The organism is Pseudomonas sp. NBRC 111139, from assembly GCF_001753955.1.
GTDB classification, from domain to species: domain Bacteria; phylum Pseudomonadota; class Gammaproteobacteria; order Pseudomonadales; family Pseudomonadaceae; genus Aquipseudomonas; species Aquipseudomonas alloputida.
Window position 1 is genome coordinate 93,926 of sequence record NZ_BCBP01000030.1, and the last position, 14,690, is coordinate 108,615.

General features: G+C 61.4%; 13 protein-coding genes. 1 reads left to right on the forward strand and 12 read right to left on the reverse strand.

The annotated features are described in order from the left end of the window. Positions 1-27: 27 nt before the first annotated feature. From BJQ17_RS11855 to BJQ17_RS11880, 6 genes are all read right to left on the reverse strand, one after another. Positions 28-1,446: an efflux transporter outer membrane subunit gene (locus BJQ17_RS11855; RefSeq protein ID WP_047603250.1), complete on the reverse strand. Its 1,419-nt coding sequence runs from the start codon at positions 1,444-1,446 to the stop codon at positions 28-30. Next, positions 1,443-2,318: an HlyD family secretion protein gene (locus tag BJQ17_RS11860; RefSeq protein ID WP_003255903.1), complete on the reverse strand. Its 876-nt coding sequence runs from the start codon at positions 2,316-2,318 to the stop codon at positions 1,443-1,445. Before BJQ17_RS11860 ends, BJQ17_RS11855 begins: the two co-directional genes overlap by 4 nt. Next, positions 2,315-2,527 (reverse strand): DUF1656 domain-containing protein, encoded by a 213-nt coding sequence (locus BJQ17_RS11865; RefSeq protein ID WP_003255905.1) that lies wholly within the window; start codon positions 2,525-2,527, stop codon positions 2,315-2,317. Before BJQ17_RS11865 ends, BJQ17_RS11860 begins: the two co-directional genes overlap by 4 nt. Next, positions 2,524-4,611 carry an FUSC family protein gene (locus tag BJQ17_RS11870; protein WP_004576404.1) on the reverse strand — a complete coding sequence of 696 codons (2,088 nt, stop codon included), beginning with the start codon at positions 4,609-4,611 and terminating at the stop codon, positions 2,524-2,526. Before BJQ17_RS11870 ends, BJQ17_RS11865 begins: the two co-directional genes overlap by 4 nt. Next, a complete protein-coding gene (locus BJQ17_RS11875; protein ID WP_003255908.1) occupies positions 4,608-5,060 on the reverse strand; it encodes a MarR family winged helix-turn-helix transcriptional regulator in 453 nt (150 codons plus the stop codon). Before BJQ17_RS11875 ends, BJQ17_RS11870 begins: the two co-directional genes overlap by 4 nt. A gap of 207 nt (positions 5,061-5,267) precedes the next feature. Then, positions 5,268-6,062 carry a tetratricopeptide repeat protein gene (locus BJQ17_RS11880; protein WP_003255910.1) on the reverse strand — a complete coding sequence of 265 codons (795 nt, stop codon included), beginning with the start codon at positions 6,060-6,062 and terminating at the stop codon, positions 5,268-5,270. Between the two features lie 207 nt (positions 6,063-6,269). Here BJQ17_RS11880 and BJQ17_RS11885 point away from each other — a divergent pair, with 207 nt between their 5' ends. Further along, complete coding sequence (locus BJQ17_RS11885) at positions 6,270-6,830, forward strand: WYL domain-containing protein (protein WP_070096106.1); 561 nt, start codon at positions 6,270-6,272, stop codon at positions 6,828-6,830. A gap of 117 nt (positions 6,831-6,947) precedes the next feature. Here BJQ17_RS11885 and BJQ17_RS11890 read toward each other — a convergent pair whose 3' ends face one another. From BJQ17_RS11890 to BJQ17_RS11915, 6 genes are all read right to left on the reverse strand, one after another. Continuing rightward, entirely contained in the window at positions 6,948-7,811 is an 864-nt protein-coding gene (locus BJQ17_RS11890; RefSeq protein ID WP_003255914.1) for an ABC transporter permease, read from the reverse strand. Between the two features lie 14 nt (positions 7,812-7,825). Continuing rightward, a complete protein-coding gene (locus BJQ17_RS11895; protein ID WP_003255915.1) occupies positions 7,826-8,689 on the reverse strand; it encodes an ABC transporter ATP-binding protein in 864 nt (287 codons plus the stop codon). A gap of 6 nt (positions 8,690-8,695) precedes the next feature. Continuing rightward, on the reverse strand, positions 8,696-9,715 hold the full coding sequence (locus BJQ17_RS11900) for an ABC transporter substrate-binding protein (RefSeq protein WP_004576406.1): 1,020 nt from the start codon (positions 9,713-9,715) through the stop codon (positions 8,696-8,698). Between the two features lie 17 nt (positions 9,716-9,732). Continuing rightward, a complete protein-coding gene (locus tag BJQ17_RS11905; protein WP_003255919.1) occupies positions 9,733-10,632 on the reverse strand; it encodes a TauD/TfdA family dioxygenase in 900 nt (299 codons plus the stop codon). Between the two features lie 198 nt (positions 10,633-10,830). Continuing rightward, positions 10,831-11,172 carry a hypothetical protein gene (locus BJQ17_RS11910; RefSeq protein WP_003255921.1) on the reverse strand — a complete coding sequence of 114 codons (342 nt, stop codon included), beginning with the start codon at positions 11,170-11,172 and terminating at the stop codon, positions 10,831-10,833. Between the two features lie 145 nt (positions 11,173-11,317). Beyond that, a partial coding sequence (locus tag BJQ17_RS11915; protein ID WP_139139774.1) for a type I secretion C-terminal target domain-containing protein occupies positions 11,318-14,690 on the reverse strand: 3,373 nt, incomplete at its 5' end.

The following is a 14,690-nucleotide window of genomic DNA, read 5'->3' on the forward strand; positions in this document are numbered from 1 at the left end:
ATAGAGGAACAGCCCTCAAGGATCGCATCAGGGCTTGGCGGTACCCTTCCAACCCCCACCCAACGCCAGGAACACGCCAATTTGCCCTAGCGCCACTTGGCTATTGGCCGCAGCCAACTGCGCACGCATATCGGTATAGGTCCGCGTCGCCTGCAAATCCGCCAGGAACGACTCACGCCCCGCCTGGTAATACCGGTGCGTCTGGTCCGCCGCTTCCTTGGCCGATTTCTCCGCCTCGGCCAGCGCATCGCGCCGATCGAGCAAGGCGCTGTATTGCGCCAGGCGGGTCTGGGTCTCGCGGATGGCGTTCAGCACAACCCCATCGAAGTTCGCCAGTGCCGCCTGGGTCGAGGCCTCGGCCATGCGAATGCGGGCACGGGTGCCGTTGGTGGGGATGCTCCAGCTGATCTGCGGGCCAAAACCCCAGCGGTTGGTCGAAGGCTCACCAAGGTTCTCCAGGATACCGATGGTGCCAACCTGGGCGCCAATGCTGATGTCCGGGTACAAGGCGCCAGTGGCCACGCCAATATAGGCGGTGGCGGCAGCCAGCTGGCGTTCGGCCTGGCGCACGTCGGGGCGGCGCTTGAGCAAGGCCGCGCCATCGCCCACCGGGACCAGCTGGTTCAGGTGCGGCAGCTCGGCGCAATCGGCGGTACCGGCAGGCAACTGGTCGACCGGCTTGGCCAGCAGCGCAGCCAGGGTGTACATGCCCGTCTCGCGTTCGGCCTTGAAGCGTGGCAGTTCGGCACGCAACGATTTGAACTGGGTCTGCGAGCGGGTGACCTGGGTTTCATCACCACGCCCAGCATCGCGCAGGCGCTGGTTGAGTTTCACGCTTTGCTCCTGCAAATCGAGGGACTCACGGGCAATGTGGTATTCCTCGTTGGCCGAGCACACCTGGGTATAAGCCTTGACCACGTCCGCCACAAGCGTGATGCGGGCAGTGTCGGCAGCCGCCTGCACCGCGTCGGCATTTGCCTTGGCAGCCTCGGTACCACGCTTGAAGGTGCCCCACAGGTCGAACTGGTACGAGGCACTGATGATGGCCTCACCGATGTTGGCTACCGGCACCTTCTCAGGCTGCAGGAAGGCTTCGCCCGACTCCTGCAACCGCTGAGCGCCGAGTTTGACGCCACCGTTGAAGCCGCCTTGCGATTCAGCCACCTCCACCTGGGCGCGAGCTTTGGCGATGTTGGCCGCCGCCACGCGCAGTTCGGTGTTGGCACTCAGCGCCTGACGCACCAGCTCGTTCAGCCGTTGATCCTGATACAGCTGCCACCAGTCCTCGGGGACCGGCGCCGACACGACGCTGTCGGCATCCTGGCGCAGCGGGCCGTTCAAGTCATTGCGTTGCACGGCCGCATCCCCAGGCACCTCATAGTCGGGGCCCACCATCATGCAGGCCCCCAGCGACAGGCACAGGCCAGCCAGGATCAGCTGTTTCATGGGCGCTGGCCCTCGATGATCGACACCGTGGCAGTACGCCCGGCGATCATGCGGAAGTCTTGCGGCACTTCGTCAAAGGCGATGCGCACCGGAATGCGCTGGGCCAGGCGTACCCAACTGAACGCCGGGTTAACGTTAGGCAACAGGTTGGCGCCACTGCTGCGGTCGCGGTCTTCGATGCCAGCGGCAAAGCTCTGCACATGGCCACGCAGGCGGGTGTTGTCGCCCATCACGCGGATATCCACGGCGTCACCAATATGGATACCCCCCAGCTTGGTTTCCTCGAAGTAGCCATCGACATGGTACGAGGCGCTATCGACCACCGACAGCACCGGGCGGCCGGCGGTGACGAACTCGTGGTTACGCGGCGCGCGGTCGTTGAGGTAGCCGTCTACCGGGCTGCGCACCACTGAGCGGTCAAGGTTGAGCTGGGCAGTGTCGACAGCCACTTGCGCCTCGCTGACGGCTGAACGGGCACGGGCCTCGCGGGACTGGCTTTCTTCCAGTTGCTCGGCGGCCACCAGGTTGCCCAGCTTGCGGTTGCGCTGCGCTTCGCGGGAAGCCTGGGCGAGGGTCTCCTGGCGCTCGCCCAGGGTTGCCTTGGCTTGACGCAGGGCCAGCGTGAAGCGGTCCTGGTCGATGGTGAACAGCACATCGCCGCGTTTGACGGTCTGGTTGTCGCGCACCTCGACCTTCTGGATCAATCCCGACACATCGGGGGCGATCTGGATCACGTCGGCGCGAATGTGGCCGTCACGGGTCCAGGGGGCAAACATGTAGTAGACCACCATCTGCCACACGAGCACGGCGGCGAAGGTCACTACCAGCAAGGTCAGGACCACACGGCCCAAGGTCAGCATAGGTTTTTTCATGGCAGCATCAGGTTTCGGCAAAAGTGGTCCACCGCACCAAGCAGCACGGCATACAGAGCAACGTTGAACAACGCCCGGTGCCAGACCAGGCGGTAGAAATGCAGGCGCACCAGCACCGCGTGCACCCCAAGGAACAGCAGGTAGGTGCCAAACATCATCACCAGCAGCGTGGGCAGGAACACCCCGCTGATATCCAGTTCACCAATCACAGGGGTGCTCCGTCGAGGCCGGGGGGCAGTTGCGGTTGTTCAGCTGGCTCGAGCATCACCTCCACCCCCGGCAACAGCGCCAGGCGCAGGCCGCTCAGGGCATGCAGCAGGTGGGTGCGGGCATCGCCGCGCTCGTACAGCTCGTCCAGGTTCAGCGCCAGGCGAGCGCGTTCCATGTTGCGTAACAGTGCGGCCGGGGCATGCAGCCGTTCGCCAGCACGCAGGCAGGCGGCGTAGTGCGCACCGACTTCCTCGACCACAGTGTTCAGGCGCTCGCGAGCCTGCTGGCCGGCGCGCGGCATGTACGCCAGCAGGTCGAGCAGGTTCAACCCTACGCGCAGGTCGCGCAGTGCCACACCACTGTCCTGGCCGGTTTGCGACAGACGTGGCAGGTGCTGCATCAGGCGGTCGAGCATCTGTACGCCAACCTGGCGGTGCTCGGCCAAGGTCGCAGGCTCGGTCATTTCGACGATGTCGCGCCAGGCGAAGCGGGTCATGCGCTTGGCCGCCAGCTCCACGCCGAACGGGCGCATCACCAGGGTCCAGATAAAGGCGAACAGAAGGCCCGCGGGGCCGGCAAGGTTGGAGTTGAGGAAGGTGAAGAAGTCGGCGTCGTAGGCGCCCTGGATGCTGATGAAGGTCGACGTGTTGACGATGGTCAGCAAGGTGCCCAGGTAGAAGCGCGGCTGTACGGTCAGGGTGCCTATGCAGATGAACGGCACGGCAAAGGCCAGCACCAGCATCGGGAAGTCGTGCAAGTTGGGCAGTACCAAAAACAGGTACAGACTGGAGAAGATGACCGACATCAGCGTCCAGAAAAAGAACCGGTAGATCTGCGGTGCCGGGTCGTCCATGGCGGCGAAGAAGCTGCACGCAACTGCCGCGAGGATTACCGCACTGGCGCCGTCGTTCCAGCCCAGGCCGATCCACAGGCCGCAGGCGACCACGATCGCCAGGACCGTGGAGGCTACCGAGTACAGCATCAGGCCACGATCAAAAAACGCTGTCAGACGGCCCAGCCGCCAGTGGCGATACACCGCACGCCAAGGCTTGGCATCATCGGTACGCAGGGCGTGCTGCAGGGTGCAGCAGTCCTGCCACAGGTCGGCCCATTCGGTCAGGCGGTACAGGGCGTTGGACAACAGCAGCTCGGCGCGCTGATCGAGGGCGGCTGTAGCGGGCTGCAAGCGGCCGATCTGCTCGTGCAACGTGGCCCAGTGCGCTACCGAAGCGCTGTCGGCAGTGCCTTTGAGCCATTCACGAGCCGCTTCAAGCACGGGTTGAAGCTGGGCGAACTGGGCCGGGGCGCGGCCTTCCAGGGCTACCAGTGCGTCGTCGAGGGCGTCGATCACCGGCAGCAGATGGATCATCCGCCCGCGCAATTCGCGGGCGTTCTTCAGGGTATGCGGGCCGGCACCTTCGTGGGCGAGCTGACCGATCATCAGCTCCAGCGAGTTGAAGGTGGTGACCATTGCCCCGCGCATACCGCCGACCTTGTCGGCACTGGCATCGCGGGCCAGGTAGGTGTCGCTGTAGCGAATCGCCTCGGTGAACCAGTTTCCGGTGGCACCGACTACCACCGGCGCCAGCCGTCGTGGCCAGAAGATAGCCCCGACGACTGCCGCGCAGACAATTCCCAAACAGATTTCCTGCGCGCGAGAAGAGGCCACATCGAACACTGCCAGCGGATTATCCACCACGGCCAAGGCAATCATCGGCAGGGTATAACCGGCCAGCATCAGCACGTAGTTGTTGGCCGTGCGCAGGTTCAGCGAAAGGAACAGCAAGGTGCCGGTCCACAGGGCAATGGCGATGCTCAGCAGCAACGGTGACTGCACCAGCGGTGGCACCAGGAAGATTGCCCCGCCAGCGCCGAGCAACGTGCCGACGGCACGGTACAACGCCTTGGAGCTGGTCGGGCCGACGAAGGGGCTGGAGACGATGTACACCGTCGCCATGGCCCAGTAGGGACGCGGCAGTTGCATGAGCAGAGCAATGTACAGGGCAATCATGGACGCGCCGAAGGTGCGCACGCCGTAGAACCAGTCACGGGCCGGAGGGACAGAGCTGAAGAAACCGTTCATGCCACCCCGCCTGCGCTGCCCAGGCCGGCAGCCTCGAAGGCACGAAGCACACGCAAGGCAGCTTCCAGGTCGGCCTGATCGATACCGCCGAGCACATCGCGGCGCAAGCGCACCAGTTCGGCTTCAATGGCTTCGGCCAGGGCACGGCCTTCGGCAGTCAGGCTCAGTGCCTTGGCGCGGCGATCCAGTGGGTCCTCGCTGCGGCACACCAGGCCAGCTTTGCACAGTTGGTCAAGCAGGCGTACCAGCGACGGGCTTTCCAGGCCGGCGGCCTGGGCCACAGCCACCTGGTGCACGCCGTCGCCCAGGCGCACGATCATCAGCAACGGCGCAGCGCAGGCCTCGGAAATGCCGTAGCCGGTCAAGGCGGTATGACAGATGCGCCGCCAGTGGCGGGCAGCAACTACCAGACCACTGCTGACTTGCAGGCGCAGGAAATCAAGGGACATGAAGAGAACCAAGTATATTCATAGTTTGCTAACTATCAATATACGCCCCGACATCCCCCTGTCGTCAACAGGGGGCGACGGATAGCCGGGGTGAAATGTTGTTCATTTTTCAGCCAGTGCTGGCGCGCTTCGCGGGTAAACCCGCACACAGGGGCTGCACCGGGTTCGGGATCTACGCAATCCCTGTGCAGCACTGGAGAGAAATACTCAGGGCTGGATCTGGTCTTCCAGCTTCATGGTCAAGGCCAATGTGCTGCCCATTTGCACCGCCCGGTCCCGCCACTCCTGATACCGCACCGCATCACGGCTGCTGAAATGCACTGCCAGCTCCTCTGCCGCTTGCACCACCCCCGCCGCTGCTGCCAGCTCAAGCCAGTACAGCGCTGCCTTGAGGTTGGCCTCTACGTGCAGCCCATGCATCAACCGGTAGCCCACTTCAAAACGACAACGCGCCTCGCCCTGTTCGGCGCCACGCATGAACCACTGGTAGGCCTGCACCAGGTCAACCTGCCACTCCAGGTCACCGTCGCACACCTCCTCCTCGTACAGGTCACCCAGTGCGGCGGCGGCATGCAGCATGCCGCGGTCGAAGGCCTGCCGGTAACACTCCGCCGCCTGCACATAGGAAGGGTCGATGCCTTTGCCGAAGTAGTGCTGCTGGCCAAGGTTGAACCAGGCAGCAGCATTGCCCTGCAGGGCCGCCATGCGCAACAGGTGCCCGGCCAGCACGGTATCGGCCCGCCAGTACTTGCCGTTGAGCCAGATCCAGCCGAGGTCGTTCAATGCTGGCACACTGCCTTGCAATGCCTGGCGGCGCAGGTCGACATACACCGCCTGCAGGTCGTTGGCCTCATCCAGGCGGTTGACCAGCAGCGACCGCTGGCTGGGCAAGCCCACACCGGAGAACAGCCGCTGTCGCTTTCCTACAGGAGCCGGAGGGGCGATGACCCGCTCGGGCAGAAGGCGGGCAAGTAGCGAATGGATATTGCTGGCAACAGACATGTTCATCCTCATTGAACGACGCACAACCCCAACCTTCGGCTGTGATGAGGCGTGATTCTGCGTGATGTCACGTCAAAACCTGTCGCGAACGAACCGGCACGAGGCAACCAAATGCGACTTCCTTGATCTGAGCAGGCTGTGGCCAATTGCCATGCCCCTCGCATGCCGCCATCCTATTGCGGCAAGCCTAGACAAGGACGTTATCTTTTGCCGTTCGCCACCACTCGCGCCACCCTTAGCCGACAGTGGGCGCTGCTGCGCCAGTTGCCCAGCCGTTCCCCAGGCATAACCAGCGCCGAGCTGGTCTGGCGCCTGCGTGACGTGGGGTTCACGGTCAGCAAACGCACTGTCGAGCGTGACCTCAACGAGCTTTCGCTGATATTCCCGCTGGAGCGCAATGACAAGAGCATTCCGTTCGGTTGGCACTGGTCGGCCAGTGCCGTGGGCGAATTGCGCGGTAATTTCGACTTGCTGACACATCTGCGAGGGGATGCGTTGCAGCCATCGCAGGGTGAGGGCGTGGAGCTGGTGGCGCGAATCAGCGATGCACTGGCGCGGCAGTTGCGGGATGCGCCGTTGAGCAGCGACATGCAGCTGACGGCACTGGAGCATGGGCATCGGTTACGCGGCACGGTAAGTGACGGCTGGCCATTACGCTGGTGGCTGTTGAGCCATGGGGACGGGGTGGTAGTTGAGCAGCCTGCCGGCTTGCGGGAAGAGATTGGCAAAATTCTGAGCAATGCGGCAGCTCAGTACCAGAATTTGTAGCCAGTACAGGGTCTTTCGCGGCGGTTCGGCGCCTCGCCCCTTTTTCAAGGACGAAGATCCCGCAGACGCGGATTGTAGCGTCAATCTGCCGCGAAAAGGCCGGTACTGGCTTACCGGCTAGCGCTGCATCCCCCATCGCCGAACAGTCAACCGCTCCAGCGTATTGAACACCAGCCCTTCCACCAGCAGACCGATCAGGATCACCACCGCCAACCCGGCAAAGACCTTGTCGGTATACAGTTCGTTGCGGTTCTGGAAGATGTACCAACCCAACCCGCCTTTGCCACTGCTGGCACCAAACACCAATTCAGCGGCGATCAGGGTACGCCAGGCAAACGCCCAGCCGATCTTCAACCCCGACAAGATCGACGGCAGGGCTGCTGGCACGAGGATGTGCAATACCAGCCGCAGGCCCTTCAGACCATAGTTGCGGCCCGCCATGCGAAGCGTCTCCGACACACCGAGGAAGCCGGCATAAGTATTCAGCGCCAACGCCCATAGCACCGAATGCACCAGCACGAAGATCAGGCTGTTGTCACCCAGCCCGAACCACAGCAAGGCCAGCGGCAGCAGGGCAATGGCCGGCAACGGGTTGAACATCGAGGTCAGCGTGCCCAGTAAGTCTCGGCCCAATTGGGTCGACACCGCCAGGCTGGTCAGGCCAAAGGCCAAGACGATACCCAGCACATAGCCTTTGAGCAGTATTACCAGCGAAACACCGACCTTGGCGGGCAGTTCGCCACTGATCATGCCGTCCCATAGCGCCGCGGCGGTTTGCAGAAAACCTGGCAGTAGCAGGTCATTGTCCTGGTAGCGGGCAACGGCTTCCCATAGCACAGCAATCACCAGCAATATGACCGCCTTTCTCAACCAGCCTTGTTGCCACAGGCGTTGGGCCAAGGGGAGTTGTCGTTCTACAGGCACACTGAGCAGGGGCTCCAGCTGCACCTCGTATTCCTGGCGTACAGGTGTAGTGGTCATGGCTGAGGCTCCTGTCAGTAGGCGATACGAATATCGTTGAACCCAAGGTTGTCAGGCTGTTCCGGGATATCGGCTTCATCGAACAGCAAACGGTGGATACGCCGGGCACTGGCCTGGAAGTCGCTGCCACCCAGGCTGCCCAAGCCGTATTGATGGCTGTGCACTTCGGCGCGCACCCGCCCCGGGTGGGGCGACAACAACAGGATGCGGTTGCCGACTACCAGCGCTTCTTCGATGGAGTGGGTGACGAACAACAGGGTGAACCGCACTTCCTCCCACAGCAGCAACAGCTCTTCCTGCATCTTGCGCCGGGTCAGCGCATCCAGGGCGGCGAACGGCTCATCCATCAACAGGATCTTGGGCTGGGTGGCCAAGGCCCGGGCAATTGCCACACGTGCCTTCATACCACCGGACAACGTGTGTGGATAAGCATCGGCAAAGGCGGCCAGACCGACCTTCTCCAGATAATGCAGCGCCCGCTCCTCCGCCTCCGCACGCTTGAGTTGGCCAGACACCAGCAGCGGAAAGATGACGTTCTGCTTCACCGTTTTCCAGGGCGGCAACTGGTCAAACTCCTGGAACACCACGATGCGGTCGGGGCCTGGGCCACGAACTGTCTGGCCCTGCAGCAGAATCTGGCCTTCTTGCGGCTGGATAAAACCGGCCACGGCTTTGAGCAGGGTGGACTTGCCACAGCCGGAGGGGCCGAGCAGTACAAAACGATCAGTGCGGTCGACTTCGAAGCTGACCTGATGGGTGGCCCGCACCACGCGTTGCGCGGTACGGTATTCGAGGCTGAGGTTATCCACCTTGAGCAAAGGCGGCGCTGCAACACGGCTCAGGTTGCTGGCCGTGTGGCCTGGCAATGGGGCGGTCATGATCGGTCAGCTCCCCTGCAGCGGGCGTTCATCCTGGAAGAAGTAATCCTTCCACGATTGCGGCTTGTGCTTGATGGCGCCTACCCGATAGAGAAAATCGGCCAGCTTGTAGGTGTTCTTGGGCGTAACGGTAAATTCGTACTGCGGGTTGTCGATCAGCTTGATCAGCGCGTCGCGGTCGATCTTGGCCTTGGTTACGCGGATATAGGTGTCGGCGGCAGCGGCCTTGTCTTTCTGGGCGAAGTCTGCGGCTTCGGCCAGGGCATCGACGAAGGCCTTGTAGGTCTTGGGGTTGTCCTTGCGGAACTTCTCAGTAGCAAACAGCAAGGTCGGCGAGTTGGGGCCGAGCAGGTCGTAGCTGTTGAGCACCACGTGCACGTCCTTGTTGGCCAGCACCTGGTCCTGGAACGGCGGGTTGGAGAAGTGCCCGTTCAGCTCGGTGCCGCCCGCCAACAGCGCGGCGGTGGCGTCCGGGTGCGGCACGGCCAAGGTGTATTTGTCGAGGCGGTTGTATTCCTTGTCGCCCCACTGCTGGGCAGCGGCGTACTGCAGGAAGCGCGACTGCACCGAAACACCCACCGCCGGAACCGCGATACGGTCTTTGTCGGAGATGTCGGCGATGGTCTTCACGCTGGGGTTGCTGCTGACCAGGTAGTACGGGAAGTTGCCGAGCGATGCCACGGCCTTCACGTTCTGCCGGCCCTTGGTGCGGTCCCAGACGGTCAACAGCGGCCCGACACCGGCGCCGGCGATGTCCACCGAACCGGACAACAATGCGTCGTTGATGGCCGAGCCACCCGACAGCTGCGCCCAATCGACTTCGATGTCGATGCCCTGCTCCTTGCCGTGCTTCTCAATCAGGTGCTGGTCACGCACCACGTTCAGCAGCAGGTAGACGATGCCGAATTGTTCGGCAATACGGATCTTGCCTTCGGCCTGGGCCACGGCGGGGGCGGCTAGGCTGCCGACGACCAGGCTTGCGCCCAGGCCGATGCTTGCCGCCAGGCGGCTGATGGATTTGCGCATGATGGTTTCCTCAGTCGTCAGAACGGGGCATCGCCCTGGATGGTGGTGCGGTACAGCTTGCGCCGCAGGTGCGCGGGGCAGCCGGTGGCCAAGTGGATCAGCGAGCGGTTGTCCCAGAACACCAGGTCATGGGGCTGCCACTGGTGGCGGTAAATGTTCTGCTCCAGCACGCTAAGGGCATACAGCTGCTGCAGCACGTCGCGGCTTTCATCATCAGGCAGGCCGACAATGCGGGTGGTGAAGCCTTCACTGACGAACAGGGCCTTGCGGCCGTTTTCCGGGTGGGTGCGGACTACCGGGTGAATGACCTCCTTTACCTGCGCCAGTTGCTCGGCAGTCAGGGTCGGGCGCCAGTTGCCTTCGAATTTGGTTTCAGCGTAACGGGCGGTATAGGAGTGAGCGGCACTGCGGCCCTCGACCACTTTGCGCAGGGTGTCAGGTACAGCGTCCCAGGCTTTATGCATGTCGGCGAACAAGGTGTCACCGCCTTCACTGGGCAGTTCCTGGGCATGCAGCATGGAACCGAGGCTTGGCAGCTCTTTGTACGACAGGTCCGAATGCCAGAACTTGCCGGCATCACCCAGGCCGATGTTCTGGCCATTTTCGATGATGTTGGAAACGATCAGGATCTCGGGGTGGCCAGTCAGCAAGAACTGCTTGAGCACATGGATCTGTAACTCACCGAAGCGGCGGCTAAAGGCGATCTGCTGTTCCGGGCTGATACGCTGGTCGCGGAACACCAGCACATGGTGGTCGAGGTGGGCGCGATGGATACGGGTGAAATCCTCGGCGCTGACCGGTTTGGCCAGGTCCAGACCTATGATCTCGGCGCCGACGGCACCCGAGAAGGGGCGAACTTCAAAAACTTGCGGCTGGGCGCTGTCGATGGACGACAAGGCGTTCAAGGCGGCTGACATTTTTCACTCCCACGCAATGCGCGACCTCAATGGCGCGCAACGATCAGAAACGCACGGGGATTTCCCGTGTGGGTTCAAGTCGTGCGGCGCATCGATTGGTCGACGGGTACGCAGTGAAAGCGACTATAAAGTCATAAAGCCAATATTTTAAATACCATTAAGGAATAACAATATCACTCTCGCGGGAGCGTCCTGCAGTCAGATCAGCCCGCCCTGCTCTTCTTCGTCAATCAGGTTATTGAGGCTGCTGAGCGCCTTGCGCGCCGTGGAACGGTTGAGCAGCTTGGCCTGCGCGCCGGCGGGCAGGTCGGTGATCTTGAACACGCCCTTGGCGGTCAACACGTCGATCAGGTCCTCAAGCACGCGGATCATGTCCAGGTCGCTTTGTTTGAGCTGGTTGAGGCTGTTTTCCACGACATCATCGGCAAACCATTCCTGGATATCGGCATGGTCTGAAGGGAGCATTTCGGTGAACTGATCAAACGCGGCTGCTTCCACCCGCAGCAACTGGCCGGCGGCGTTGCGTTGCACGTAGAACATGGCGATGTCCCTCGTCACGTTGGTTCCTTGTTGGTAGACAGCAGCATAGGCAAAGATCGCCGGGCGCGCAGGCCCGGCGCCAGAGTATGCGCTGTTGGCGGGTAGCAGGAAAGAGCCGGGGCCGCTGTGCGGCCCCGGTGGTCTGTCAGCTGTCCTTGTTGTGGATGATGATGGTCGGATCGGCACCGCTGATCAACGAGTTGATCGTCTGGTTGGACCAGTTCACCCCTTCCAGTTTGATGGTCACGTCGGCGTTGGCGATACCACCTTCGGCGTTGAGCTTGCCTTCGCTGCTGACTTGCAACGTGGTCGTACCCTCCACCGTGGTGAGCTTCAGGTAGTTGTCGATGGTGCTGCCCTTCTCGCCCTGCAGCAGGTCCTTCAGGTCGATACGGTCACCCTCGGCCTTGTTGAAGTCCTTGATCACGTCGTTACCGATGTCGCCAGCCTTCCATACGAAGGTGTCGGCACCGCTGCCACCGATCAGGATATCGTCGCCCTGGCCACCGATCAGGGAGTCATTGCCGGTACCGCCCAGCAGGATGTCGTTACCTTTGCCACCATCGAGCGTGTCGCTGCCACCTTGGCCGAAGAGGATGTCATTGCCATTGCCGCCCGACAGGATGTCATTGCCGTCTTTGGCACCGGAGATATCGAACTCGGTGTAGTGCTCGGTGATGTACTGGTGAACATTGCTGGTAGTGACAGCACTGACTTCAACACCGCTCTTCTGTGCAACGTACGTCTGCAGGGCCTGGTAACCCTCGCTGACGACACCGTTGAGGGTGATCAGGTCACCGAAGATGATGTCGTTGCCGTTACCACTATCAATGGTGTCGGCACCTGGCACCGTTGCTTCGGAGTGACCGAGAATCGCCTTGGCCAAATCGGACGGGTCGATATTGGTCTGTGGCTTGCCGGCACTGTCGTAAGGTTTCAGATCGTTCAGCGTGACATCGCTGTTCAGGCCGATAGCCTGGACTTTGCTCAAGCCATTGGTGCCGCCCAATACTGCGAAACTTTCAGTAGAACCTGCGGCCGAGTAGACGTAGTTCCAGTAATCCGCGTAGCCGGTACCGTCCAGGCTGGAGAGTTCATAGGTACCATCACCTTGTGCGTGAAGGGTGCCGACCGTCTTGGTGGAGTCAAGCACCAACTCACCGCGGCGGTTCTCGGTATAGGTCAGCACTTTGACCACACCATTGCTGCTGATCTCGACCTTGTGAGTCGCATCGGCCCAGGCGCTGAACGTGTCACCCATCTTGTAATTGTTGACGTTGACTACATCATCCAGGCTTTTGCCATTCTTCCACAGGCTAGGGTTGGTGGACTCACCGCTCTGATAATAGGTTGGCTTACCGTCGGTAATGAAGTAAGTCAGGTTCTCCGCACCTTTGTTGCCGGTGGCCATGGTGCTGTTGAAGAAGTTGGACGTGGTCTTGAACGCGTCTTCATAGTTGGTACCGCCACCGTAGTAGCCGCCCACCATCGAGTTCAATACCGCCTGCAACTTGCTCAAAGCATCCGGGTCGGCAAGGTTCACTGCCACGTTCTTGTTTACCTGGGTATCGAAGTCGACCAGGAAGATGTTTACGGTACCCGAGGTGTCCGAGCCCAGGCTGGCCTTGAGCGTGTTGAACACCGAGGCCAACTGCGTCTTGGCGTCGGCAATCGACTTGTCGCTCATACTGCCCGAGCTGTCGACCATGAAGGCGATGTTGTAGTTCTTGCCCTGAACCACGTTCAGCCCGGATACGTCAGCGACGATGATGTCGTTGCCTTCACTACCGGTCATCGTGTCATTGCCCGAGGTACCTACACTGGCCTTGTAGGTCGCAGCGTACACCGTCACCGGGATATTGCCGGTGGTGATGGCCGAGCCGCCCAGGCTTTCGGTGGCAGTCGAGGTAACCGTGATGTCGAACGAGCCTTTGTAATAGGCCGGCGGGGTCAGCGTCAGGCTGCTGAGTTTCCAGCCTGTCACATCGACCGGGGCAGTACCAACCGTGACCGTGTGGCCTGCACCATCGCTCAATACGGTACCTTTCGGGATACCGCTGAGTGTCACGTTCAGGCTTTCGGAGCCATCAGTGTCGGTCAGGGCGGTGGAAATACCGACCAGTTTCACCGAGCCACCCTCAGGCCCTTCGTTGAGCTTGTAGCCGTCGTAGTAGCTCTGACCATTCACGGTGTGCAGGTCGGACACGCCCAGGCCTGCGTTCGCCATCTCGGTAACGTTCTGGTACATCTTGACGTTCGAGCTGCTCAGGTCGGTAACGGCACCGGAGCCTACCTGGATGTTCAGGTCATAGCTGCCTGGACCCGACTGGTTGGCATGGTAGACCTCGATCGGGTAGTAGCCGCTGGTATTTGGGGTAAAGGTACCCGACACCCCGCCACCGGCTCCCCAGGTGGCCGTGACTACAGTCTTGCCACCGATGGTGACCACGAAGCTGTCGTCGGCCAAACCACTGAAGGTATAGACCTTGCCGGCTTCCAGGTAGATCAGGCCCGACGTTTTCGAACCGGTGCCAGCGGTGACGCTGCCATCGGACTGCACGTTGGTTGTGGTGCTGCTGGAGTTCGCGCTACCGGAGTTGGCAAAGACCGTCTTCAGATCCTCGCCGGTAATGCCGTTGCCGCCAGTACCCAGGCCTTTGAGGCTGGTCCAGACTTCCTTGGTCAGCCCTTTGGACTCGATATCGGCGCTGCCGAAGCTCAGGGTCGGTTTGTCGGCAACCGGGCTGATATCGACCTTCATGGTCACTTCGCTGCCCAAGTTGGTGCCATCGTTCGGCTTGAACTTGAACTGGGCGTAGTCAGCCTTCTGGTTACCCACGCCATTACCACCGTAGTTGTCCGCACCCGACTGGTTGAGGGCCGGAACGAACTTCAGGTTCTTGGCAGTGATATCAGCCTGGCTGACCACCTGGCCAACGGCCACATTTACCCATGCAGTACCGTTGAAGAACTGCAAGTTGCCAGCGGCCGGGAGCGAGGTAATGGTCACAGACAGGTTAGTGTTGCCATCGGCATCAGTGACTTTGAAATCACTCCAGGCAAACACGTAATCGGTGTCCTCCACGCCAAATACTGCGCCGCCAGGCGAAACCGGCAGGTGGTCATTGTCGAGAATGGTGGTCGTCACGCTCGATTTGCTGCTATCAACCTGCAGGTTCTCGAAGTTACCACCCGTGGCGGCTTCGATCTTCACGACGAAGTTCTCGGTACCTTCGACCAGTTTGTCATCGAGGGTAGCGATGTTGAACGTCGTGCCTGTGCTGTTGGCCGGAATCTTCACGGTCGCAACACCGGTGAAGTCATCACCGTTTTTGGCGGTACCGCTGTAGCTAAGGGTGATAGTGACTTCGGACTTGGACGCGTTGCTCAGGATCAGCGTGTACTGGCCGGTTTCACCTTCGGTCAGAGAAGACGTGCCGGTAATACCAACGGTGGTGACGTCACCCTGGTTGCCGGTGCCCGGCGTTCCCGTACCTGGTTCGTCGGTCACAGCGGTG